Source organism: Streptomyces sp. NPDC111520 (genome assembly GCF_055635295.1).
In genome coordinates this window covers 39,484-62,298 of record NZ_JBVKBW010000005.1, presented here as the reverse complement: position 1 = coordinate 62,298, position 22,815 = coordinate 39,484, and the positions used below count along the sequence as shown (strand labels likewise).

The 22,815-nt window shown below is 75.8% G+C and carries 19 protein-coding genes; 9 read left to right on the top strand and 10 right to left on the bottom strand.

The features are described from left to right. Positions 1-32: 32 nt before the first annotated feature. Positions 33-1,391 (bottom strand): enterochelin esterase, encoded by a 1,359-nt coding sequence (gene fes, locus ACZ7MY_RS12580; protein ID WP_499601372.1) that lies wholly within the window; start codon positions 1,389-1,391, stop codon positions 33-35. Positions 1,392-1,563: 172 nt separating this feature from the next. Between fes and ACZ7MY_RS12575 the strand changes: the two genes are divergently transcribed. The 3 genes from ACZ7MY_RS12575 to ACZ7MY_RS12565 all read left to right on the top strand — a co-directional run bounded on the left by ACZ7MY_RS12575 (position 1,564) and on the right by ACZ7MY_RS12565 (position 5,135). Then, on the top strand, positions 1,564-3,489 hold the full coding sequence (locus tag ACZ7MY_RS12575) for a DUF5107 domain-containing protein (RefSeq protein ID WP_499601371.1): 1,926 nt from the start codon (positions 1,564-1,566) through the stop codon (positions 3,487-3,489). Between the two features lie 73 nt (positions 3,490-3,562). Further along, a complete protein-coding gene (locus ACZ7MY_RS12570; RefSeq protein ID WP_499601369.1) occupies positions 3,563-4,633 on the top strand; it encodes an RNA ligase (ATP) in 1,071 nt (356 codons plus the stop codon). 88 nt (positions 4,634-4,721) lie between these two features. Continuing rightward, complete coding sequence (locus ACZ7MY_RS12565; RefSeq protein ID WP_089222759.1) at positions 4,722-5,135, top strand: SseB family protein; 414 nt, start codon at positions 4,722-4,724, stop codon at positions 5,133-5,135. Positions 5,136-5,207: 72 nt separating this feature from the next. Here the strand turns inward: ACZ7MY_RS12565 and ACZ7MY_RS12560 are convergent, their stop codons facing one another. Both ACZ7MY_RS12560 and ACZ7MY_RS12555 read right to left on the bottom strand, forming a co-directional pair. Further along, positions 5,208-6,677, bottom strand: a complete 1,470-nt coding sequence (locus ACZ7MY_RS12560; RefSeq protein ID WP_499601988.1) for a bifunctional phosphatase PAP2/diacylglycerol kinase family protein — start codon at positions 6,675-6,677, stop codon at positions 5,208-5,210. Between the two features lie 170 nt (positions 6,678-6,847). Beyond that, entirely contained in the window at positions 6,848-7,228 is a 381-nt protein-coding gene (locus ACZ7MY_RS12555) for a DUF2795 domain-containing protein (RefSeq protein ID WP_406270809.1), read from the bottom strand. A 160-nt stretch (positions 7,229-7,388) separates the two neighbouring features. Here ACZ7MY_RS12555 and ACZ7MY_RS12550 point away from each other — a divergent pair, with 160 nt between their 5' ends. After that, positions 7,389-7,649 (top strand): DUF6158 family protein, encoded by a 261-nt coding sequence (locus ACZ7MY_RS12550; RefSeq protein WP_089222756.1) that lies wholly within the window; start codon positions 7,389-7,391, stop codon positions 7,647-7,649. 89 nt (positions 7,650-7,738) lie between these two features. On the opposite strand, the gene ACZ7MY_RS12545 is transcribed toward ACZ7MY_RS12550, so the two are convergent. Continuing rightward, complete coding sequence (locus ACZ7MY_RS12545) at positions 7,739-7,900, bottom strand: hydrophobic protein (RefSeq protein WP_499601368.1); 162 nt, start codon at positions 7,898-7,900, stop codon at positions 7,739-7,741. 167 nt (positions 7,901-8,067) lie between these two features. On the opposite strand from ACZ7MY_RS12545, the gene ACZ7MY_RS12540 reads away from it, so the two are divergent. Then, positions 8,068-9,300, top strand: a complete 1,233-nt coding sequence (locus tag ACZ7MY_RS12540; RefSeq protein WP_499601367.1) for an aminotransferase class I/II-fold pyridoxal phosphate-dependent enzyme — start codon at positions 8,068-8,070, stop codon at positions 9,298-9,300. 504 nt (positions 9,301-9,804) lie between these two features. Here ACZ7MY_RS12540 and ACZ7MY_RS12535 read toward each other — a convergent pair. Together ACZ7MY_RS12535 and ACZ7MY_RS12530 are read right to left on the bottom strand one after the other, a co-directional pair. After that, entirely contained in the window at positions 9,805-10,479 is a 675-nt protein-coding gene (locus tag ACZ7MY_RS12535; RefSeq protein ID WP_499601366.1) for a DedA family protein, read from the bottom strand. Then, positions 10,476-11,258, bottom strand: a complete 783-nt coding sequence (locus ACZ7MY_RS12530) for an MBL fold metallo-hydrolase (protein ID WP_499601365.1) — start codon at positions 11,256-11,258, stop codon at positions 10,476-10,478. The genes ACZ7MY_RS12535 and ACZ7MY_RS12530 overlap by 4 nt, the downstream gene beginning before the upstream one ends. Before the next feature lie 146 nt (positions 11,259-11,404). Here ACZ7MY_RS12530 and ACZ7MY_RS12525 point away from each other — a divergent pair, with 146 nt between their 5' ends. Together ACZ7MY_RS12525 and ACZ7MY_RS12520 are read left to right on the top strand one after the other, a co-directional pair. After that, complete coding sequence (locus ACZ7MY_RS12525) at positions 11,405-13,618, top strand: phage holin family protein (RefSeq protein WP_499601364.1); 2,214 nt, start codon at positions 11,405-11,407, stop codon at positions 13,616-13,618. A gap of 187 nt (positions 13,619-13,805) precedes the next feature. After that, positions 13,806-14,237, top strand: a complete 432-nt coding sequence (locus ACZ7MY_RS12520; RefSeq protein ID WP_499601363.1) for a DUF7919 family protein — start codon at positions 13,806-13,808, stop codon at positions 14,235-14,237. Positions 14,238-14,249: 12 nt separating this feature from the next. Here the strand turns inward: ACZ7MY_RS12520 and ACZ7MY_RS12515 are convergent, their stop codons facing one another. Beyond that, positions 14,250-15,353 (bottom strand): calcium:cation antiporter, encoded by a 1,104-nt coding sequence (locus ACZ7MY_RS12515; RefSeq protein ID WP_499601362.1) that lies wholly within the window; start codon positions 15,351-15,353, stop codon positions 14,250-14,252. Between the two features lie 62 nt (positions 15,354-15,415). After that, positions 15,416-17,800, bottom strand: coding sequence for a SpoIIE family protein phosphatase (locus ACZ7MY_RS12510; RefSeq protein WP_499601361.1), 2,385 nt, complete (start codon positions 17,798-17,800; stop codon positions 15,416-15,418). Positions 17,801-17,957: 157 nt separating this feature from the next. Here ACZ7MY_RS12510 and ACZ7MY_RS12505 point away from each other — a divergent pair, with 157 nt between their 5' ends. After that, positions 17,958-18,932, top strand: a complete 975-nt coding sequence (locus ACZ7MY_RS12505; RefSeq protein ID WP_499601360.1) for a helix-turn-helix transcriptional regulator — start codon at positions 17,958-17,960, stop codon at positions 18,930-18,932. Here the strand turns inward: ACZ7MY_RS12505 and ACZ7MY_RS12500 are convergent. Further along, a complete protein-coding gene (locus tag ACZ7MY_RS12500) occupies positions 18,832-20,088 on the bottom strand; it encodes an MFS transporter (RefSeq protein ID WP_499601359.1) in 1,257 nt (418 codons plus the stop codon). The genes ACZ7MY_RS12505 and ACZ7MY_RS12500 overlap by 101 nt on opposite strands. Before the next feature lie 106 nt (positions 20,089-20,194). On the opposite strand from ACZ7MY_RS12500, the gene ACZ7MY_RS12495 reads away from it, so the two are divergent. Continuing rightward, positions 20,195-20,698 (top strand): DinB family protein, encoded by a 504-nt coding sequence (locus ACZ7MY_RS12495; protein ID WP_499601358.1) that lies wholly within the window; start codon positions 20,195-20,197, stop codon positions 20,696-20,698. 435 nt (positions 20,699-21,133) lie between these two features. On the opposite strand, the gene ACZ7MY_RS12490 is transcribed toward ACZ7MY_RS12495, so the two are convergent. Further along, positions 21,134-22,621: a rhamnulokinase gene (locus ACZ7MY_RS12490; protein WP_499601357.1), complete on the bottom strand. Its 1,488-nt coding sequence runs from the start codon at positions 22,619-22,621 to the stop codon at positions 21,134-21,136. Positions 22,622-22,815 lie beyond the last annotated feature (194 nt).

Here is a 22,815-nt window from a genome sequence, read left to right as displayed (position 1 = left end):
CGCCTCCGGCACGGGTGCGTCGCGAGGCGGTGTCAGACCGGTTCCGTGTCGGGGCGGGCCGGGACGCGGGGGCCGGGGCCGGGGAGGGTGCCGGGGAAGGGACCGCGGAGCAGCGAGGCGAGGCCGTGGGCGAGTTCCTCCCGCCAGCACAGGTAGTCGTGGCCGCCGTTGTACTCGTGGTGGGCCACCTCGTAGCCCTGGGCCAGCAGGGCGTCCCGGAGCCGGCGGACCGCGGCTGTCAGGCCCCACTCCTGCAGGCCGGCCGACAGGTGGAAGCGGACCGGTCTTCGGGCCAGCGACGCCACGCGTCCGGTGAGCCATTCCTCGGGCAGCGCCTCCGCGCGGTGCCCGGCCGGCCACCAGAAGGCGCCGGACTGCGCGAGCACGTTCCCGAAGCACTCGGGGCGCCGTAGCGCGGCGTACGCCGCGGCCAGCCCGCCGAGGCCCTGGCCGGCGACGACGGTGCGCGCCGGGTCGCCGCTGACCGGCCACCGGCGCGCCGCCCAGGGCAGTAGTTCGCGGGTGAGGAAGGCCACGAAGCCGTCGTCGCAGGTGAGTTCGCGGCGCCGGGTGTCGCTGTCCAGCGCGTCCGGCATCAGCGCGACGAGCGGCGGCAGCGCGCCGCCCGCCACGAGCCCGTCGAGCAGCGCGGAGACGTCGAGGTGCTGCTGCCACACGTCCCCGTCGAGCAGCACCACCACCGGCAGCCCGGCCAGGTCCTCGTAGCCGGTCGGCGCGTAGGCCCATACACGGCGCCAGTTGCGCAGGTGCGCGCTGCGCATGGTGTGGACGGAGACCTCGCCCACCGGCGGCCCGGCCCGGTCCCGCCAGGCGCCGAGGGGCGTGGGCGCCGCGGGAAGGGCGACCACCGAGAGCGGCTCGGTGCCCCAACGGGTGGGGAAGACGGTCCGGTTGAGCGGATCGCGCCGCGGGTGGCGGCGCAGCCCGCGCAGGTAGGCCTGCCCCTTGGGCCCCGAGGGGGCCGCGGCGGCGCCGTCGCCCTCGTCCACGCACAGCGCGTACGTGGCGCGCCAGTCGGCGCGCATCCTTATCGTCCAGTGCCACACGTCCGTGCCCGGCAGGCGCGACATCAGGTTGCCGGCCAGGTCGTCAGGGTCGAGCACCTGGTTGGGCAGGGCGAGTACGGCGCGCGTCGCGCTGTCGCCGCGCCAGAGGAAGGTGACGGCGGCGTGCCCAAGGTCGCCGTCCAGGCGTTCCACCAGGGGTGTGCCCTCGGCCTCCACGGCCCGCCAGAACTCCGCCTCGCGCTCCGGGTGGGCGGCCAGCGCCGCCAGCCGCGGACTGTGCGCGCGTTCGACGGGGGCGGGACGCGGGACGCGGGGCGCGCGCGAGGGCGTGCCGTTCGGTGGTCCCCACAGCGTGGACAGCATGATCGGCAAACCCTCCCGGACCCGTCCGACGGCAAAAGAAGGCCAAAATGACGTTCACCATATATTGAAGTCCGCGCGCGGCAGGTTCCGTGAGGTGCAAACCCCTGACGGCACGAGCCGATACGGGGTTCCATGTCCTCACCCGACCACCGGTGACAGAGAGAGGGACCTCTTGGCCACCACCGTGCGACGCACCACCCTCACCCTCCCGGTCAGCCCGCTCGGCCCGGAGAACCCCCTGCCCGCGCTCCGGCCGCCCGGGGACCCGCACGTCCTCGACCCGGCCGAGAGCGCCGAGCTGCCGCCCGGCATGGCCCGGCGCATCGCCTACGGGCAACTGCGCACCCTGCTCCCCGTACCGCGCCTCGACGGCTACACCCGCGAGCGCGTGCCCACCGAACTGGACGCGCTCGTCCTGGAGAACGACCGGCTGGGCGCCACCGTGCTGCCCGGTCTCGGCGGTCGCCTGTACGGGCTGCACCACAAGCCCACCGGACGCGAACTGCTGCACGCCGACCCCGTCCTGCAGTACGCCGAGTTCGGCCTCGCCGGCGCCTGGTTCTCCGGCGGCGTCGAATGGAACCCCGGCGCCACCGGGCACACCACGCTCAGCTGCGCCCCGCTCCACGCCGCCCGCGTGCCCGCCCCCGACGGCGGCGAGATGCTCCGCCTCTGGGAGTGGGAGCGGCTGCGCGACCTGCCCTTCCAGATCGACCTGTGGCTCCCCGAGGGCTCCGACTTCCTCTACGCGGGGGTACGCGTCCGCAATCCTCACCACCGGACCGTTCCCCTCTACTGGTGGTCCAACACCGCCGTACCCCAGACACCCGGCACCCGCGTCGTCGCACCCGCCTCCCACGCCTGGCACTTCGGCTCCTCCCGCACCCTCCAGCGGGTGCCCGTCCCCGATGCGCCCACCGCATCCGAGCACCCCGCCGACTGGTTCTACGACCTGCCCGACGGAACCCGCCCCTGGATCGCGGCGCTCGAAGCCGACGGCCGCGGCCTCGTCCAGACCTCCACCGACGCCCTCCGCGGCCGCAAGCTCTTCGTCTGGGGCCGGGGCGCGGGCGGGCGGCGCTGGCAGCGCTGGCTCGCGGGGGACGAGGGCGACGGTCCCGGCTACCTGGAGATCCAGGCCGGACTCGCCCCCACCCAGCTGGAGCACCTGCCGCTCGCCGGGGGCGCCGACGTCAGCTGGCTGGAGGCCTACGGCCCGCTGGCCGCCGCACCTGGCGCGGATCCGCACGCGGTGGCGGAACGACTGGAGGCGGCCCTGCCGCGCGAACGACTGCGCGCCGCCCACGAGGAGTGGCTCCGTGCCGCCGACACCGAGCCCAAGGACGTCCTCGCGACCGGCTCCGGCTGGGGCGCGCTGGAGGTCACCCGCGGCCGGTTCGACCTGCCCGGTACGCCCTTCGCCGCCGACACCCTGGGCGAGCGGCAGAAGCCCTGGCTGGAACTGCTGCTCGCCGGGGTCTTCCCGCGGCTCGACGGCGACACCGTCCCCGGCCCGGGGCTCGTCTCCCCGGAGTGGCGGGAACTGCTGGAGACCGCGGGGACCTACGACGGCAACGCGTGGTCCCTGCACTACCACTTGGGCCTCGCCCAGTGGCAGGCCGGCGACCGCGCGCAGGCCGTGCGCAGCTGGGAGCGGGCGGCCGCGGGGCCGCGACCGTGCCTGCCGCTGCGCTGCCTCGCCGTCGCCGACCAGGCCGACGGCAACCGGGAGCGCGCCGCGCGGCGCTACCTGGACGCCTTCCGGGCCGTCCCCACAGGCGACGCCTGGGCCACCGCCGCGGCCGCCCTGGCCCGCGAGGCCGTGCCCGCGCTCCTGGCCGCCCGCCGTCCGGACGACGCCGCGGCCGTCCTCGGCGCCCTGCCCGCGGCCACCCGGGCCCGCGGTCGCTTCCGGCTGCTGCACGCCCAAGTCCTGCTCGCCGCGGGGGACGTCGCGGGCGCGCGGGGCGTCTTCGAGGAGGGGTTCACCGTCGACGACCTCAGGGAGGGCGAGGAGTCGCTGCACACCACCTGGCGGGCCCTCACCGACGAACCGCTGCCCGGCGGGTACGACTTCCGGATGGCCCCCGCGCCCTGAAAAACCGTTCGCCCGCGGCGCGCGGCACCCCGCACAGTGGTGCGATCCACGCACCACCACGAGGGGGAACCCGATGTCGACGCTGCGCGTCACGGCCGAGAGGCTCACGGTCCACGACCACCCGAACGCGGACGCCCTGGAACTCGCCCAGGTCGGCCTCTACCGGGCGGTCGTGGCCAAGGGCAGCTACCGGACCGGCGACTTCGCGCTGTACATACCCGAGCAGTCCGTGCTGCCCGCCGGGCTCATCGCCGAACTCGGCCTGACGGGACGGCTCGCGGGCCCCGCGGCCGACCGTGTCAAGGCGGTCCGGCTGCGCGGCGAGCTGTCCCAGGGCATCGTCTGCCGCCCGGCCGCGCTCGCGGGCACGGACCTGGCGCGGGCCGCCGAGGACGGCACCGACTTCGCGGAGCGGCTCGGCATCACCAAGTGGGCGCCGCCGGTCCCGGTGTCGATGAGCGGCGACGTGGAGTCCGCGCCGGAGTTGCTGCCGTGGATCGACGTCGAGAACGTCAAGCGCCACCCCGGCGTCTTCACCGCGGGCGAGCAGGTCGCGATCACCGAGAAGCTGCACGGGACGGCCTGCTGCCTGACCTACCTCGCGGACTCGGGACGCGTGCTGGTGACCTCCAAGGGACTGGGCGCCCAGCGCTTCGCCCTGAAGGAGGCCGACCGCAACCTCTACTGGCGGGCGGTCCGCGGACACGGCCTGCCCGAGGTCGCCGCGGCCCTCGCCGGCCGGCTCGGCGCCACCCGGGTGGCGATCTTCGGCGAGGTCTACGGCGCCGGCGTCCAGGACCTCGGCTACGGCGCCGACGCGGGGCGCGACACGCCCGGCTACGCGGCCTTCGACGTCGCCGCCGAGGTCGACGGGGCCGTCCGCTGGCTCGACCCCGCCGAGGTCCTCCCGGCGGGGAGCGTGCCGCTCGTGCCCACGCTGTACGAGGGCCCGTTCGACCTGGAGGCCGTCCTGGAACTGGCGCGGGGCGCGGAGACCGTCTCCGGCCGCGGCCTGCACCTGCGCGAGGGCGTCGTGGTCCGGGCCGTCCCGGACCGTCACAGCCCCGAGCTCGGCGGTCGCGCCGTCCTGAAGGCGGTCAGCGACGCCTACCTCACCCGCAAGGGCGGCACCGAGTACGAGTGACCACCGCCGAACGCGCATGACCGTTCCCGGGCTGGGTACGCGCAGCCCCCGAGCCACCCCGTACGCAAGCAACGGAAAGGGAACGGCCATGACCGATTTCACCACCCCGAACGGTGCGCAGCCCCCGGCGCAGCGTGCCCTGCACGAGATCGCGACCGGCGGTGACAACGCGGCCGCGCTCAGCACCCTTGCCGCCAGCGACATCCTGCTGCCGGTGCCGGCCCCGCCGGAGGAGCCCGCGGGGGACGGGGCGGAGCAGGAGACGATCAGCCTGCCGGTCTTCGAGCAGGAGGACGGCACGAAGCTGGTCCCGGTCTTCACCTCGGAGGTGCGCCTGGCGCACGCCCTGCCGAACGCGCGGGGCTACCGCATCCTGCCCCTCGCGGCGCTGAGCAGCGGCTGGCCGTCGGACGACCTCACGCTCGCGATAGACGCGGGGTCGCCGGACACCCTCACCATCAAGGGCGAGGGCGTCCGGGCGCTGGCCGGCCTGTCGGGCTGACGGCCCTCCGCCCGTCCCACCCGCCACGCGGGCCGCGCCCCTGGGGAGCGCGGCCCGCGTCGCCGTGCCCGGTCAGAGCGGCCGGTAGACGGTCAGGGCCTCGTTGGCCTTGTCGATGACCAGGCCGCGCGGCGCGGGCGCCACCTCGCCGTCGAAGGCCAGGCGGGTGCCGGGCTCGATGCCGCCGATCCGCATCCGCCGCAGCAGGGCCGTGGTGGAGCCGGTCAGGGCGGCCGCGAGCAGACGGGTCCGGGCGTAGGGGCTGCCGGGGACGATGCGCACGTCGAGCTGCCCGTCGGACAGGGCACGGCGGCGCACCGGCGCCGGACCGATGCTGCGGTAGGCGCCGTTGCCCGCGAAGAGCATCCACACCGAGTGCCGCCGGCCGTTGATGTCGAGGTCGATCGGGGTGGAGGTGCGCAGCACGTGCAGTGCGGCGAGCACCCCGGCGGGCCAGCTGCCCACGCGCCGCGACCAGCGTTCGCGGTAGCGCACGAGGTCCGGGTAGACGCCGATGCTGAAGGTGTTCAGGAAGACCGTGGACCGCGCGGATCCGGCCTCCTCACCGGCGGCGTCGCCGGTCGGGGTGACCCGTGCGACGTCGACGGCGATCGCGGTGCCCTCCCGGACCGCCCGCGCCGCGTCGTCGATGTTCTCGATCGACAGGTCGAGCGCGAAGTGGTTGTACGTGCCACCGGGGGAGACCAGCAACGGGACGCCGTGCCGCAGGGCGACGGACGCGGCGAGGCTGACGCTGCCGTCCCCGCCGTGGATGCCGAGCGCGCCGCCGGCCTCCGCGGCCTGCTGGGCGGCCTTCTCCAGCATCTCGGCGAGGTCGTCGTCCTCCGAGCACTCCTCGACGACAGCCTCGGGCAGCGCGTTCCGCAGCCGTTCGGCCGGCGGGCCGAGCAGCGGCGGGGGGCCGGAGACCTCGTTGACCACCGCGTACAGCCCGCGCCCGTCCGGCAGGGCCGGTGCGTCGGCCCGGGGGGTCGGGGGCACCGCCAGCTGCCGTCCGGTCGGCACGAGGCCGCGTACGGCCAGGGCCGCGCCCGCGCCGAGCGCCATCCCGGCGGCGACGTCGCTGGGGTAGTGCACACCGGTGTAGATCCGCGAGAACGCCACCGACCAGGCGACCGGCAGCACTGCGGCCCCCCAGCGCGGCGATTCCAGGGCGACGCCGGCGGCGAACGCGGCGGCCGACGCGGCGTGGCCGGAGGGGAAGGACGTCGTGCCGGGCTGCCGCGACAGCCGGCGGATGACGGGCACGGAGTCGAGGACCGGCCGGTTGCGCCGCACCGCGCCCTTGCCGATGGTGTTGACCACCGCCGACGCCACCGCCAGCGATCCGGCGCCGCGCAGGGCGGCGCGCCGGCCGGTGCGACCGCCGACGGCCGCGATGCCGGCGGCGACCCCGAACCACAGCAGCCCGTGGTTGGCGGCCCTGCTGAGCCGCGGCAGCACCGGCTCTGCGGCCGGCCACGAACGGGTCGCCACGTTCAGGAACAGCTCCTTGTCCCAGGCGCTCAGGATCCGGCGCACAACGACTCCCTCCACGATCGATCGATTCCCGGGGCGGTACGGGTGGTGCGGGCGGTACGGGCGGTACGGGCGGTGCGGTCAGGGTCCGCGGTCCGGTGCGGCGGCGCGGCGCGCGGGGCCGGCGGAACGGCCCCGCGGCGCGCGCCGCGCCGGTGCGGTCCGTCCGCCGGTCAGGCCTCCGGGCGCATGCCCAGGGTCCGTACGACCTCCTGGACGTTGGCGTACCGCCGGTTGTCGCCGGGGAGCCCGTCCACCAGGTCGGTCAGGGGGTCCGGCGCGTGCCGGTCGCGCAGGGCGCGCAGCAGGTCGCCGCGCCGCGCGGGGAACGGCTGCCGGGTCAGGTGCCGGGCGAGCTCGAACCGCACGGCCGTGCCCTCGGGGGCGCCCGCCCAGGCCGGTCCGGTGCCGACCTCGGGGTCGTCGTCGGCGGCGGGCTCGGGGTCCTGCCACTCCTCGACCCGGGTGGAGTGCCCGGAGCGCAGCATCTCGCGCAGTTCGTGCTTCATCTCGTCGTCACGGTGGACGCTCAGACGGTCGCTTCCTCGTTGCACGGTGGCTCCTTTCCTCAGGGGTCAGGTCTCTCCATCGTCCACCCGTCTACCCGGACCGGGGATCCGATGCCCGTCGAATGACCTCATAAGCGGATGAATCCCCGCACCGGGGGTACCAAACGGGCGAGGTGACAGGAGGCGAAAGGAAGGTGCGCGCCCCATGAGCCGCTACCCCGGCGGGGTCGATCCCGCAGACCTGGACGAACGACAACTGGTGCAGGAACTGGAGTCGGTCCACCGGACCCGCCACGAGACGCTGCTCTACGGCTCCGGGGCGGCCCTCGACGCACACAACTCGCGGATGGCGGCGCTGGAGGGCGAGTACCTGCGCCGGCACCCCCAGCGGATGGTCTCCTCCGGCCGTACCCGGGCCGGGGCGAGGGCGCGGACGCTGCGGATGCCGGTCCAGGCCCAGCAGTAGCGGACGGGGCCCGCGGCACGCGCGGATCCGGGGCGCGCGGCCACCAGGCGGCCACCGTACGCCCCGCGTCCCACCCGCGGCCGCGAGCGCTACCACCGGTACCAGCGCGAGCCGCCGGAGCCGCGCCGTGCCACGAAGCCGAGCAGCCACAGCACCAGCACGACCAGGGCGACCCACCAGAGGACCTTGACGGCGAAACCCGCCCCGAACAGGACGAGGGCCAGCAGCAGGACGAGCAGCAGCGGGACCATGGGAACACCTCCTGGACTCCGGTTGCCCTCGATTCCCGGCGTCACGCGGGGGGAATCCGCCGTCCGGCGGCGCGAGCCCGCGGTGCGTGCGAGGGTGGCGGCGGAGGGCCGGGCCCTGACCCGGCCCCGCGGATCCCGCCGGTCACCCGATCCCACCGGAGGCACGGATGCAGCGGACCTCACCGCCGGTCCCGGCCGGGCACCTCGCGCGGACCGCCCCGCGGCCCGACCCCGGGCTGCCGGTTCCGGCGTACTGGGCGGATCGGTTGACCGCCGCCGTGCAGGGCGCCGGCGCCACACCGGAACCGCCCGGCGGGGGCGAGGCGGTGCGCGCGGCAGCCGCGGGCTACTGGGAGCGCCGCGGGCTCACCACGACCGCCGCCGACACCGTGGCCGCGCCGGGCGCCGAGCCGCTGCTGCTGGCGCTGTTCGCCGCGGTGGGCGGCGACGTCGTGCTCCCCCGGCCCGCCGCCGCGTGGCAGGGGCCGCTGGTGCGGATGCTGGGCCGGCGCACGACGACCGTGCAGACCCCCGCGGTCGGCGGCGGCGCCCCCGACCCGTTCGCCCTGCTGGAGGCGGTGCGCCGGGCCCGCGCGGAAGGCGCCGACCCGCGGGTGCTGCTCATGGCCGCGGCCGACGACCCCAGCGGGACCGTGACGCCCCCGGAACTGCTGCACGAAGTGTGCGAGGCGGCCGAGCAGTGCGGGCTCCTGCTGGTCTCCGACGAGACGTACGCCGACACCGTGCACCGTCCGCACGAGACCGTGCTGCTCACCCCCGCCGAGACGCTGCCCGGCCGGACGGTCGTCGTCACCGACCTGTGCGCGGCGCCGGCGTCCTGGCCCGTGGCGGTCGCCCGCTTCCCGGCGACCGCGGAGGGCGTACGACTGCGCGCCGCCGTCGTCGACCACTGCGCCGGGCTGCGCGCGGTGCTCCCGGAGCCGGTGGCCGCCGCGACCGCGTACGCGCTCTCCGAGGCCGACGACGTGCGGGAACACCTCGCCGCCGCCACGCGCCTGCACGCCGCCCTCGGAACCGCCGCCCACGAAGCGGTCACCCGCGCCGGCGCGCTCAGCCGGCCGCCCGAAGCGGGCTTCCACCTCTACGCCGACCTGGGCCCCCTGCGGCACGCCCTGTCCGCCCTGGGGGTCACCGACGCCCCGAGTCTGGAGAACGCCCTCACCGCCCGCCTGGGCCGCCCCGTCCCCGGCGGCCACCGCTTCGGCGACGACCCCGCCGCCCTCCACGTCCGCATCGACACCGGCCCCCTCCACGGCACCGACACCCCCCAGCGCCACGCCGCCCTCACCTCCCCGACCCCGCTCGAACTCCCCCACGTCGCCGCCGCGTTGGCCGACCTGGAAGCCGCGATCGCCGACCTGACCCCGGGCGCTGCCTGAGCACCCCGGGACCCGTGGACGCCGCCTGCGGGACGGCGTCATCCGCCGTTGCGCGCGGCCCGGTTGCGCATGCGTGCGTTCGCCGCAGCCTCGGTCAGCGACCTGAGGACGCCGGGCGCCGCCGGCGGGCGCGGTCCCGCGTGCACGTCTAAGCCGCACGCCACCGCGCGGCGGTGGACGCATGGCAGGCCCCCGCCGGGAGGCGGTCAGTGGCCGGGCCGCCGGCCGAAGCGGTGACGGGCGAAGCCCGGGCGGGAGGGTTCGGGGGCCGCGGGCACCGTGCGTCGCGAGGGGTCGCCGCCCGTGGGCCGGGGCTGTACGGGAACCGTGGCGCGCCGCCACTCCCGGCAACTCGGTTGCGCATGCGTGCGTTCGCCGCAGCCTCGGTCAGCGACCTGAGGACGCCGGCCGCCGCTGGGGGCCGTGGTCCCGGCGGCAGGTCCGGGGCGCACGCCAGCAACCATCGTGCGGCGCCGGGCCCGTGCGAGCCCCCGCCGGAGGCGGTCAGTGGCCGGGGTGTTCCGCCGCCGTGTCGTCGGAGGCGGAGGCGGTGGCGGAGGCGGTGGAGCCGCGGAGGCGGCGCCGGAGCTGGGGGGCGGAGGCGATGAGGAGGGTGAGGGCGACGGCGAGGAGGACGCCCTGCCAGGGCTCGGGGAAGAGGGTGCCGCCGAGGATGCCGATGAGCTGGTAGGCCGCCGCCCAGGCCAGGCAGGCGGGGACGTCGCCGCGGGCGAAGCGACGGACGGGCATCTCGGCGAGCAGGCAGGCGACCATCACCGGGATGCGACCGGCGGGTATGAGGCGGGACAGGACGAGGACGGCGACGCCGTGCTCGTCGAGCCGGCGTTGCGCGTCGGCGAGGCGCGCGGGGTCGGCACGCTCCTGCAACTGCCGCAGCCAGCGTGAGCCGTTGCGGGAGCGTACGCCGCGGTGGCCGAGCAGGTAGAGGCCCATGTCGCCGATGAAGGCGGCGCCCGAGGCGATGAGGAAGACCAGGGCCAGCGAGAAGGGGGCGGTCTGGTGGAAGGCCACGACCGCGGCGCTGCTGACGAGCGCGCCGGTGGGGACGACGGGCACCAGCGAGCCGAGCACGACCAGCAGGAAGAGCGAGGGGTAGCCGATCACCTGCCCGGTGGACTGGGAGGACGTCTGCTCCGCGAGCAGGGTGAGTCCGCTCACCTGGCGGCCTCCAGCAGCACGCTCTCGCCGTGCTCCAGCCGGTGCACCGCCACCGCGGGGGCGAGTTGCCCGGCGAGGCGGACGAACTCGTCGCCGGGGGAGTGGAATTCGTGCGGGCGGACGGCGTCCATGCCGATCGGCCAGTACGTCCCGTAGTGGATGGGCACGGCGGCGCGCGGGGCGAGCCGCGCGAGGGCCTGGGCGGCCCGGTACGCGTCGAGGTGGCCGGTGCCGAGGAACGGTCCCCAGCCGCCGACCGGCAGCAGCGCGGCGTCGCAGGGCCCGACCTCGTCGGCCATCGCGTCGAACAGCCCGGTGTCCCCGGCGAAGTACGTGCGTTCCTCGCCCACCAGCACGTAGCCCAGGGCGGGGGAGCGGCGCTGCCCGTACGGCAGGCGCCGGCCGTCGTGCGCGGCGCTCACCACGCGTACCGTCAGCGTGTCCACCTTCACCTCGTCACCGGGTACGACCTCGGTCAGCTCCAGTCGCCGGTCCGCGGCCAGCCGCCGCAGCCGGGGCACGGCGGCGGGGGCACCACGCGGCACCAGTACCCGGGTACCCCGGGAGAGCCGGGCCAGCGAGCCGGGGTGGAGGTGGTCGGCGTGCAGGTGGGAGACGACGGCGAGGTCGGCCAGGGCCGCACCCGGCGGCGGGAGCGCGCCGCGCCGTCTGCGCAGGTGGGCCAGGCGCGGGGCGAACAGCGGATCGGTGAGCACCCGCACCCCCGAGTCCCGCACGGTCACCGTCGCGTGTCCCCACCAGGTGATCTCGACCGCCACTGGCGCCTCCTCGTCTCGCCCCGAGCCTATGCTCCGGCGTGCCCGCCGTGTGCCCCCGGTGCGCCGCGGAGCGCGGGGAGGACTGTGACAGTCTGGGGGCATTCGTGTTGGGTGCCGCGGGCAGACGTGAGGAGTCGTGAGGAGGGGTGGGCGTGCTGCGTCGGTGGCGGGCCGTCGGGGGCGCGATCGTCCGCGTGCTGGTCGTGTGGGCGGTGTCGACGGCGACGATGGCCGTGCTCGCCGGGATCCTGCCGGACTTCCGCATCCAGTCGCCGACCGGCGACAGCCCCACCCGGATCGCGGTGACGGCGGCGGTCGCCGCCGGTGCCTTCGGCCTGCTGAGCGCCCTGGTCTGGCCGGTGCTCGTGCGCGCCGTGCTGCTGGTGCCCGCGCTGGTGCTGGGCCTGCTGGTGTTCTTCCTCAACGGTTCGCTGCTGCTGCTCGCGCTCCGCTTCACCCCGGACTGGCAGGGCGACATCGCGCCGGCCACGGCCGTGGTGATCGCCGCCGTGATGTCCGCGGCCTCGTCCGCGACGAGCACGACGCTCGCCATGCGCGACGACGCGGCGTACGGCCGGCGGCTCGCCCGCCTGGCGGGCCGGCGCCGGGTCGCGGGCCCCGAGGCGGCCGGCGCCGACGGCGCACGCGAGCCGGGCTTCGTCTTCGTACAGCTGGACGGCGTCGGCCACGACGTGCTGCGCGAGGCGGTGCGCCCGGTCACGCGCAAGGGGCGGCTGCGCCCGCCCGCGATGGAGACGGTCGCCGCATGGCTCGAGGGCAGCCACCGGCTGGTGCCGTGGACGACCGACTGGAGCAGCCAGACCGGCGCCAGCCAGCTGGCCATCCTGCACGGCAGCAACGAGGACGTACCGGCCTTCCGCTGGTACGAGAAGGAGACCGGGCAGGTCATGGTCTGCAACCGGCCCTCCTGCGCGGCGGAACTGGAGCGCCGCGCGGTCGCCCGCACCGGGCGGCCCGGACTGCTGGCACCGGACGGCGCGAGCCGGGGCAACCTGTTCAGCGGCGGCGCCGAGCAACTGGCGCTGGTGATGTCGGTGTCCACGCGCCGCCGGCGGTTCTCCGCCGACCGGCTCGCGATGGCCCGGCTGCGGTCCCGGGCGGTCGGCGCCCCGGAGGGCGGCGATCCCGCGGCCGTCCTCGCCCGGGTGAGCGCCACCCGCTCCCGGACCGGCTACTTCGCGTACTTCTCCGACCCGGCCAACGCCGTGCGCACCGCCGCGTCCTTCCTCGCGGAGGTCGGCCGCGAGGTCACCGAGTCGGTCTCCGCGCGGGCGCGCCACGAACGTCCCCGGGTGCGGCGCGGCGGGCTCTACCCCTTCCTGCGGGCCTTCGCGACCGTCGTCGAGCGCGACGTGGCGGTGGCGGCCGTCGTCGGCGACATGCTCGCCGGGCGCGGCGCCGTCTACGCCGACCTGGTCGCGTACGACGAGGTCGCGCACCACTCGGGGCCGCGCAGCCGGGACGCGATGCGGGTGCTGCGGCGGCTGGACCGCGCGATCCGGCTGATCGCGGACGCCTCGCGGTACGCACCGCGGCCCTACCGGATCGTGCTGCTCTCCGACCACGGCCAGAGCCACGGCGAGACCTTCGAGAGCGCGTACGGGCTGACGCTGAGGGACCTGGTGCGGGCCGGGTGCGGGCTGCCCGTGCGCCGGCGCGCGCGGGGCACGGCCAGCGGCGCGGAGGCGCGAGCGGCGGCCCGGGCGGCGCTGCACCGCCCCGAGCACGGGGGCCGCGCGGGCGAGGAGCAGGAGACGGCCGGACCGGTCACCGACCCGGTGGTGCTGGCCTCGGGGAACCTGGCGCTGATCTCCTTCCCCGACCTTCCGGGGCGCGCGGACCGGCAGGGCGTCGAGGCCCGCCACCCGGCCCTGCTGCGGACGCTGGCCGAGCACCCGGGCATCGGCTTCGTGCTGGTCCTGGACCGCGAGCGCGGGCCGCTCGTGCTCGGCGGGGACGGCGGCGAGCACGAACTGGAGACGGGCCGCGTCACCGGCCGCGACCCGCTGGCACCGTTCGGGCCGGGGGCGGCGGCCGCGGTGCTGCGCACCGCCCGCTTCCCGCACGCCGCCGACATCATGGTCAACTCCGCCTACGACCCCGTCACCCGTGCCGTGCACGCCTTCGAGGAGCAGGTGGGTTCGCACGGCGGCCTGGGCGGCGACCAGAGCCACGCCTTCCTGCTGCACCCGTTCGACCTCGACGGTCCCGATCCGCTGGAACGGCTGGTCGGCGCCGGGTCCGTGCACGAGCTGCTGGCCGGCTGGCTCGGCCGCGAGCCGGTGGTGCCTGCGCCGCGGGTCGAGGACGGCAGGGACGAGCAGCCGGTCGTCGGCTGACCCGCGCGGCGTCCGGGACTGGTGTCCGGCGCCGGTCTCCTTCGGGTGGACCGCACCGCATCCAGGCGCGCCGGCGGGGGCCCGCCACGTACGGGTGATTGACCTACGGGCTCCGCTGCTGGACGCTTGCCCGCGATCGATCGGAGACGGTGCGCGCGGGCGGGGTCCGCGGGCGGGAGAGGCTGCGATGCCGTACTACGAGGACCTGGGCCCGTACGCCTACTTCACAGAAACGATTCCGCCGGACGTCTCCGCCCGTGCCGTCGGCTGGCTGGACCCGGCCCACCCCTTCCCGCTGGCCGAGCCCTCCGAGGAGTTCGCCGACCGTCTCTTCGCGCTGTGCCGCGACCACCTGTGCGCCATCACCCACGGCTGGTACGGCTGCACCCTGTGCCGCCGCAGGCTGGTCGGGGGCGGCCGCTTCAACCCGGTGAGCGTCTCCCGCGGCGGCGAGCGCATCCTCGTGGGCCACGGCGAGGTACGGGTGGAGGGCGCCCCCGGCACCTGGCTGATCGCCCCCGACCTGGTCGTCCACTACGTCCTGGTGCACCACTACGCCCCGCCGGAGTCCTTCGTCGAGGCCGTCCTGTCCGGCCGCGTCGTCGCCGGCTGCCGGTAGGGCCCCGTCCGCTCAGGGGCTGATCGCCAGCACCACGTACGCCGCCAGCAGCGCCAGGTGCACCGCGCCCTGCAAGGGGGTGGCGCGTCCGGGTATCACCGTCAGCGTGCCCACGGCCACGGTGATCGCCAGCAGCACCATGTGCGTGGCGCCCAGCCCCAGCAGCAGCGGGCCGGACATCCAGAGCGACGCCACCGCGACCGCCGGGATGGTCAGCCCGATGCTCGCCATCGCCGAGCCGAGCGCCAGGTTGAGGCTGGTCTGGACCCGGTCGCGGGCGGCGGCCCGGACCGCGGCGATGGTCTCGGGCAGCAGCACCAGCAGGGCGATGACGACGCCGACGAAGGAGGACGGCAGCCCGGCGTACTGCACGCCCTGCTCGATCGTCGGCGACTCCACCTTGGCCAGCCCCACGACCGCGATCAGCGCCACCACCAGCAGCGCCAGGCTGAACAGCGCGGCGCGGGCGGTCGGCTGCACGGAGTCCTCCTCCGAGACGTCGATCACCTCGCCGCCCGGCTTCACCGGCAGGAAGTACGCCCGGTGCCGCACCGTCTGCGTCGCCACGAACAGGCCGTACAGCACCAGGGACGCCAGGGCGGCGAAGGTCAGCTGGGCCGTGGAGAAGCGCGGGCCCGGGGTGCTCGTGGTGAACGTCGGCAGCACCAGGCTGAGGGTGGCCAGGGTCGCCACCGTCGCCAGGGAGGCCCCCGTCCCCTCCGGGTTGAAGACCGCCACCCGCCGCCGCAGCGCCCCCACCAGCAGGCAGAGCCCCATGATGCCGTTGCAGGTGATCATGACCGCTGCGAAGACGGTGTCCCGGGCCAGGCCCGCGCTCTTGGGGCCGCCGTCCGCCGTCAGGGTGAGGATCAGGGCCACCTCGATGACGGTCACCGCCACCGCCAGCACGAGCGCCCCGTAGGGCTCGCCGACCCGGTGCGCCACCACCTCCGCGTGGTGCACGGCGGAGAGCACCGCGACCGCCAGGAAGACCGCGACGACCACGACCACGGCCACCGGGAGCACGCGTCCCCACGTCAGGGCCAGCAGGACCACCGAGAGCACCGGGACGAGGACCGTCCAGCTCAGGACGGCCACTGGGAAGCGAGCGGTCATACATCCGAGACTGACAGCTCGTCAGGATCGGCGCGACGCGGGGAACCCGGACGTGCCGCGGCTCATCGTCCGGCCGGGGGAAACGCCTGTTCGGCCCAGATGGTCTTGCCCGCGGAGGTCTGCCGGGAGCCCCAGGCCTGGCTCAGCTGCGCGACCAGCAGCAGGCCTCGGCCACCCTCGTCGTCGGACAGCGCGCGGCGCAGGTGCGGGGCGGTGCTGCTGCCGTCGGAGACCTCGCAGATCAGGGTGCGGTCGCGGATGAGCCGCAGCTGGATCGGCGGGGCCCCGTACCGGATCGCGTTGGTCACCAGCTCGCTCACCACCAGCTCGGTGACGAACACGGCCTCGTCCAGGCCCCAGGCGACCAGCCGCTCCGCCACCGCCCGCCGGGCGTCCGCGACGTGCGCGGGGTCGTCCGGCACGTCCCACACCGCGACCTGGCCGTCGTCGAGCGCCCGGGTCCGGGCGAGCAGCAGCGCGACGTCGTCCACCGGGCGGTCCGAGGGGAGGGTCTTCAGGACGGTGTCGCAGACGGCCTCGATCGTCGGGGCAGGGGCGGCCAGCGCGGAGCGCAACCGCGCCAGGCCGGCGTCCAGGTCGAAGTCCTGGCTCTTGACCAGCCCGTCCGTGAACATCGCCAGCAGGCTGCCCGCCGGCAGGTCCAGCTCGACCGCCTCGAAGGGCAGCCCTCCCACGCCCAGCGGCGGGCCCGCGGAGATCGGGACCATCTCGACGGTGCCGTCCGGGAAGCGCACCGCGGGCGCCGGGTGCCCGGCACTGGCGACGGTGCAGCGGCGGGCGATCGGGTCGTACACGGCGACCAGGCAGGTCGCCCCCAGCTCGCCGCTGGTCTCGGCGGGCGACACCTCCCGGCCCCGGCCGTCCTCGGGGTCCAGGTGCGTGACCAGGTCGTCGAGGTGGGTGAGCAGTTCGTCCGGCGCCAGGTCCACGTCCGCGAGGGTGCGCACCGCCGTGCGCAGCCGCCCCATCGTCGCCGAGGCGTGGATGCCGTGGCCCACGACGTCGCCCACGACCAGGCCCACCCTCGTGCCGGACAGCGGGATGACGTCGAACCAGTCGCCGCCGACCCCCGCCCGGGTCCCGGCGGGCAGGTAGCGCGAGGCCACCTCCACCGCGGCCTGCTCGCGCAGCCGCAGCGGCAGCAGACTGCGCTGCAGGGTCAGCGCCGTGGAGTGCTCCCGCGTGTAGCGGCGCGCATTGTCGACGCAGACCGCGGCCCGCCCGGCGAGCTCCTCGGTCAGCGTCAGGTCGTCCTCGGTGAACTGCTCCGGACGCGCCCAGCGGATGAAGACCGCCACCCCGAGGGTGATGCCGCGTGCCCGCAGGGGCACCGCCAGCACCGAATGGATGCCGTACTCGTGGACCTTGGCGTCCCGCAGGCTGTTCTGCGCCAGCCACAGCGTGAAGTCCGGGTGCCCGAGCCGGCTGAGCACGGGCCGGCCGGTGGCCAGGGCCCGGGACGGCGGGGAGAACTCCGGGTACACGTCGAGCTCGCCGAGGTCGACCGCCGCGTCCGGGGCACGGCCCGACGAGGTGCGGTGGGCGACCCGGCGCAGCTCCACCCCGCGGCCGGGCGGACCCGGCGGGGGCTCCTCGCCGTGCAGCACCGAGTCCAGCAGGTCCACGCTGGCGAAGTCGGCGAAGCGCGGCACGGCCAGCTCCGCCAGCTCGTCGGCGGTGCGCACCACGTCCAGGGTGGTGCCGAGCCGCGCGCCGGCCTCGTTCAGCAGGGCCAGCCGCCGGCGCCCCCGGAACTGCTCCGTGCTGTCGAAGGCCGCGCTCGCCAGGCCCCGGATCCGGCCCTGCGGGTCCCGCACCGGCCACATCTCGGTGCTCCACGCCCGCTCGCCGCCCGCGGCCCCGGCGGCCGCCGGGGCCTCGTAGTGCACCGGCCGGCCGGTCTGCGCGACCTGCCGCAGGTGTTCGTTGAACCCCCGGCGCCCCTCGTCGTCCAGGAGCGGGCCGGTGAAAGGGCGGCCGGTGAGCTCCGCCGCGGGGACGCCGATCATGTCGGCCGCGGTGTCGTTGACCCGGTGGTAGCGCAGGTCCGTGTCGTACGTGGCCATGGCGACGGAGGACTGCTGGAAGGCCCACAGCAGCAGTGCCGTGTCCCGGTCGACCGGCGTGGCCGTCACGACGCAGCCGGCGGGCCGGTCGTCGGCGTCCAGCGCGGGGGAGACCCGTACGTCCAGTTCGCGTTCCCGTCCGTCCCCCTGGCGCGCCCACACCCGCCCGCGCCACTCCCGGTCGACGGGGACCGCACCCGCGTCCGCACCGAACACCTCGTCGACGGGACGTCCCACCGCTTCCGGCGCCGGGCGCCCGAGCAGCCGTCGCGCCCCCGCGCTCCATCCCGTGACCACCCCCCGCGCGCTGACGGTGACCACGGCCGTGGCGGCCGGGTCATCGGGGTCACTCGTGTTCATCGTCGGCGATCACACACCCGTCGCAGTCCCTATCCCCCAGAGTGCGCGCTCCACCGGGCGCCATCAAATCGGCCGCTGCCCCTTGCCCCGCGGGCACATTCCGGCCTCCGCACGCCGGACCGCCGACGCTGTCGGTGGGTGCGGAGATACTGCCGCCATGCGCGCGAGCCGGCTGGTCTCCCTCCTCCTGCTCCTCCAGTCGCGGGGCCGGATGACCGCCGCGGAGCTGGCGGAGGAGCTGGAGGTGTCCGTACGCACGATCTACCGGGACGTGCAGTCGCTGCACGAGGCGGGCATCCCGCTGTACGGCGACGCCGGGCACGAGGGCGGCTACCGGCTCCTCGACGGCTACCGCACCCGGCTGACGGGCCTGACCGCCGACGAGACGCAGGCGTGGTTCCTGGCCGCCCTGCCCGACCCGGCGGCGCAGCTGGGGCTCGGGGAGGCCGCGGCGACGGCGCGGCTGAAGTTCAGCGCCGCGCTGCCGCCGGCGCTGCGGGAGCGGGCGGAGCGGGTGCGGGAGCGCTTCCTGCTGGACGCGCCCGGCTGGTACAGCTCCGACGAGCAGGTGCCGCACCTGCCCGTGGTGGCCGACGCCGTGTGGAACCGGCAGGTCGTGCGGGTGCGTTACCGCCGCTGGCGCGAGCCCGCCGAGACCGACCGCAGGCTCGAGCCGTACGGCCTGGTCCTCAAGGCCGGCCGCTGGTACGTGGTCGCCCACGACGGACGGGAGCCGCGGACCTACCGGGTCGACCAGATCCTCGACGTCCGCGTCCTCGACGAGACGTTCGCCCTCCCGTCCGGCTTCGACCTGCCCGCGTACTGGCGGGAGTACCTCGCCGGCTTCCACGCGCGGCTCCACCGCGACGAGGCCCTGATCCGGCTGTCACCGCGCGGCGTCCAGCGGGTGCCCGCGCTGCTGTCGCGCCCGGTGGCCCGGGCGGTGGCCGAGCACGGCGAGCGGGAACCGGACGGCTGGGTCCGCGCCCGCGTGCCCATCGAGTCGGTCGCACACGCGCACGGCGAGTTCCTCAGGCTCGGCGCGGACCTGGAAGTCCTGGCGCCGGATCCGCTGCGGGAGCTGCTGGCGGAGTCGGCACGGGCGCTGGCCGCCCTCTACGCGCCGCCGTGAGCCACACCGCCGCCCCCGCGGACGCCACCGCGCTGAGACCGGCGACCGCCGCGAAGCCGGTCGGCACCCCGGCGCGGTCGGTGACCGCCGACGTCCCGAGCATCACGGCCACGGTCGCGGCGAGCCCGTAGGCGTTCGCCGTCCCGAAGGCCCGCCCCACGCGGTCCTCGCCGACCGCCGTCATCAGCAGCGTCCGCGACGCGATGCGCGCCTGCCCGAAGACGAACGCCCCCGCCGGTACGAGCAGCAGCAGCCCCGTCACCCCGAACCGGGGCTGCAGCGCGAACAGCACCGCGCAGACGGAGAAGCCGGTGAGCGCGAGCCGCAGGTCCCCCAGCCGGGCCCCGGTCCGCCGGTACGCGGCCGCCGCCAGCAGGAAGCCGGCGCCGCCGAGCGCGTCCACGGCGCCGACGACTGCGGCGCCCCGGTGCAGCTCGGCGATGACCAGCACCGGCATCAGGGCGTTGAAGACCGTCACCACCACACTGCCCTGCGCGTACAGCGCGACCAGCGGCCCGAGCGGCCGGCGCGACGGGACCGGCCGCGTCGCGGGCACCGCCGCGGAGTCCTTCGACGCGGAGGGCCGACCCGGGCCGGGCCCGGTCGCCAGGACGAGGACCGCGGAGACCACGAAGGTGGCCGAGTTGAACACGAACAGCGGGGCGGGTCCGGCGTACTGCAGGGCGATCCCGCCCACCGCCGCGGACAGCAGCATTCCGCTCTGCAGGGCCATCTCGTAGTGGGCGTTGAAGCGCCGCAGCCGTCCCGCGGGCACCCGCTCCTTGACCAGTGCCGCGCTGACCGGCACGAAGAGCGCGGCCGTCACCGCCAGCGCGAAGTTGCTGCCGTAGACGACCACCCCGCGTGGCCAGCCCAGCGCCGTCCCGAGCGCCGGGACCAGGGCCACGACGGCGCTCAGCAGGTCGCAGCCCGCCCACAGCGCCCGCCGGTCGAAGCGGTCGGCCAGCCGGCCGAACCACGGGGACAGCACGGCCTGGGGGACGGCGACGGCGACGAAGAGCCAGCCCACGTCGAGCACCGAGCCCTGCGCCCGCACGATCAGCAGGGCGGCGGCGATCAGCTGGATGTTGTTGCCGAGGGAGGTGATGAACACGGCGGGCAGGAGGAGGCGTCGCGTATGTCCGGTGGTGGTCACGGGGACCGATGATCCGGTCCTCCGCTGACATCTGTTGTCAGGGGGACGCCGCGGGGCGCCGTTAATCGGTGGACGCGCCCGGGTCGTTCCCGACAGCATTCCGCCGATGACGCGAACCGACACCCCCACCGCATGGGACGAGCGCACCGCGCTGACGACCCTCCTCGACTACGCCCGTGACACCGCCCGCGCCAAGTGCGAGGGCGTCACCCCGGAGCACGCCCGCAGCGCCCCGCTCCTGGGTTCCCCGCTGATGACGCTCAGCGGACTGGTCAACCACCTCCGCTGGGTGGAGTACTACTGGTTCGAGGTGGTGTTCCTCGGCGGCGAGGACGAGGGCCCCTGGACGGACGAGGACCCCGACCGCGAGATGCGGATCGCCGTGGACATCCCCCTCGCCGACCTGCTGGCCGACTATGAGGCGCACACCGCCCGTTACCGCGAACTCGTCGCCGCGCACGAGCTGGACGCGGTCGCCGAGCGGTCCATCCGCGACGGCCGCCGGCCCAACCTCCGGTGGATCCTGCTGCACCTCGTCGAGGAGACCTCCCGCCACAACGGCCACCTCGACGTCCTGCGCGAACTGGCCGACGGCACCACGGGCGTGTAGCCCTGCCGGTGCCGGTGCCGCTGTCGCACCGTCTCGCTCCCTTCGGTCGCAAGGAGGCGGGCTGCGGACGGGGAGGGTGGAGGCTTGGGTTGACGGGACATCGGGCCCGCTTTCGCCGACATAGTCGGCGAAACAGAGCCCGATCTCGGAAAGCCACCTGCCGAGCCCGTTGCCTGTCGGGGAATCACCCGCAGACGCTGGTTACGGCGGGCGCGCCACCCACGAACGGTGGGCGTGGTCACCGGCCATCTGCACCCGCGGACGGCAACGAGACCTCCGCCAAGGGAGAGGCAACCCGCTCCGGCGCCTGAGCCCCCGCCGAGGACCAATCCGCACACCGCCGCGAAGGCCCGCCCCCGCCCTCCCCGTCCGCAGCCCGCCGCTTTGCGACCGAAGGGAGCGAGACGGCGGGACAGCCGAACCACCCACCCGCAGCTACGGCCGCCCCGTCGCGCCGAACTCCGCCAGCCGTGCCGCCGCCGCGTCCCAGGCGCGGCCGTCCGCGGCCGGCTCGTAGGTGCGCAGCGGCTGGGTGGCGGCGACCAGGGCGCGCATCGCCGCCAGGCCGTCCGGGCCGTCGCCGATCGTGCCGTGGGCGCGGGCCTGGACGAGGATGTTGCCCAGGGCCGTGGCCTCCGTGGGGCCCGCGACGACCGGGAGGCCGGTCGCGTCGGCGGTGAACCGGCACAGCAGTTCGTTGCGGGAGCCGCCGCCGACGAGGTGGACGCGGTGGATGTCCCGGCCGGCGAGCCCGGCCGCCTCGCGGAGGGTGCGCCGGTGGGCCAGGGCCAGGCTCTCCAGGATGCAGCGGACGACCGCGCCGTGGGACTCCGGGGGCCGCTGACCGGTCCGCAGGCAGAAGGCGTGGATCCGGGCGGGCATGTCGCCGGGTGCCAGGAACACGGGGTCGTCCGGGTCGATGAGGGCGGCGAGGGGTTCCGCGGCGGCGGCCGCGGCGAGCAGTTCCTGCAGGGGCCGCCCCTCCTGCCGCTGCTCCCACGTGCGGCGGCACTCCTCCAGGAGCCACATGCCCATGATGTTGCGCAGGTAGCGGATGGTGCCGTCGATGCCGCGCTCGTTGGTGAAGTTGGCGAGCCGCGAGGCCTCCGTGAGGACCGGGGCGTCCAGCTCCAGGCCCGCCAGCGACCAGGTGCCGCAGGAGATGTAGGCGAAGTGCGGTCCGGTGGCCGGTACGGCGGCCACCGCGGAGGCGGTGTCGTGCGAGGCCACGGTGACGACGGCGGTGCCCTCCGGCAGCCCGGTGTGGGCGGCCACGTGGGGCAGGAGGGTGCCGGCGTGGTCGCCCGGGCGCCGCAACGGCGGCAGCAGGCGCGGCTCGACGCCGAGCCGGCCGAGGATCTCCTCCGCCCAGGCGCCGGTGCGCGCGTCGAACAGGCCGGTGGTGGAGGCGTTGGTCTCCTCGGCGCCGATGGCGCCGGTGAGCCAGTGGGTGAGCAGGTCCGGGACCATCAGCAGGGTCCGCGCGGCCGCGAACTGCGCGCCCTCGCGGGCCGCCGCCAGCTGGAAGAGCGTGTTGAACGGCAGGTGCTGCAGCCCGGTGACCCCGTACAGCCGCTGCGCGCCGATGTCGTCCCTGATCCGTGCGGCGACGTGCTCCGTCCGGCCGTCGCGGTAGTGGTGGGGGTTCCCGAGCAGGGCGCCGTCCGCGTCGAGCAGCCCGTAGTCCACGGCCCAGCTGTCGATGCCGACCGACGTCACGCCGTCCCCGGCCCGGGCCGCCAGGCGCAGGCCGTCCAGGCTCTCCCGGAACAGGGCGAGCACGTCCCAGTGCAGTCCGGTGGGCAGCCGGACGGGGGTGTTGGCGAAGCGGTGCACCTCGTCGAGGACGAGGTGGTCCGGGCCCACCCGGCCGAGGATGACGCGGCCGCTGGTGGCGCCGAGGTCGATGGCGGCGAATGGCACGTGGGCCCCTCGTGTTCTGGTCGTTCGGGTCGGAGCGACGGGTGCGGTCGGTGCGGGGCGGCGCACCGCGGGGGTCGGTGGAGGTACGGGTGCGGGGGAGGCGGGCCGGGAAGTCCCCCCCCCCTTGCTTTTTGGGTCCACACCCAAAAACCCCTGCCCCCCCCGCCTCTCCCCCGGCATCCCGGGCCGGTGTT

Bases quoted from the DNA above. Each gene is read 5' to 3' on its own strand.
- fes (WP_499601372.1), bottom strand. From the start codon at position 1,391: ATGCTGTCCACGCTGTGGGGACCACCGAACGGCACGCCCTCGCGCGCG.
- ACZ7MY_RS12570 (WP_499601369.1), top strand. From the start codon at position 3,563: ATGTCGACGCTGCGCGTCACGGCCGAGAGGCTCACGGTCCACGACCAC.
- ACZ7MY_RS12565 (WP_089222759.1), top strand. From the start codon at position 4,722: ATGACCGATTTCACCACCCCGAACGGTGCGCAGCCCCCGGCGCAGCGT.
- ACZ7MY_RS12550 (WP_089222756.1), top strand. From the start codon at position 7,389: ATGAGCCGCTACCCCGGCGGGGTCGATCCCGCAGACCTGGACGAACGA.
- ACZ7MY_RS12545 (WP_499601368.1), bottom strand. From the start codon at position 7,900: ATGGTCCCGCTGCTGCTCGTCCTGCTGCTGGCCCTCGTCCTGTTCGGG.
- ACZ7MY_RS12540 (WP_499601367.1), top strand. From the start codon at position 8,068: ATGCAGCGGACCTCACCGCCGGTCCCGGCCGGGCACCTCGCGCGGACC.
- ACZ7MY_RS12520 (WP_499601363.1), top strand. From the start codon at position 13,806: ATGCCGTACTACGAGGACCTGGGCCCGTACGCCTACTTCACAGAAACG.
- ACZ7MY_RS12515 (WP_499601362.1), bottom strand. From the start codon at position 15,353: ATGACCGCTCGCTTCCCAGTGGCCGTCCTGAGCTGGACGGTCCTCGTC.
- ACZ7MY_RS12510 (WP_499601361.1), bottom strand. From the start codon at position 17,800: ATGAACACGAGTGACCCCGATGACCCGGCCGCCACGGCCGTGGTCACC.
- ACZ7MY_RS12505 (WP_499601360.1), top strand. From the start codon at position 17,958: ATGCGCGCGAGCCGGCTGGTCTCCCTCCTCCTGCTCCTCCAGTCGCGG.
- ACZ7MY_RS12495 (WP_499601358.1), top strand. From the start codon at position 20,195: ATGACGCGAACCGACACCCCCACCGCATGGGACGAGCGCACCGCGCTG.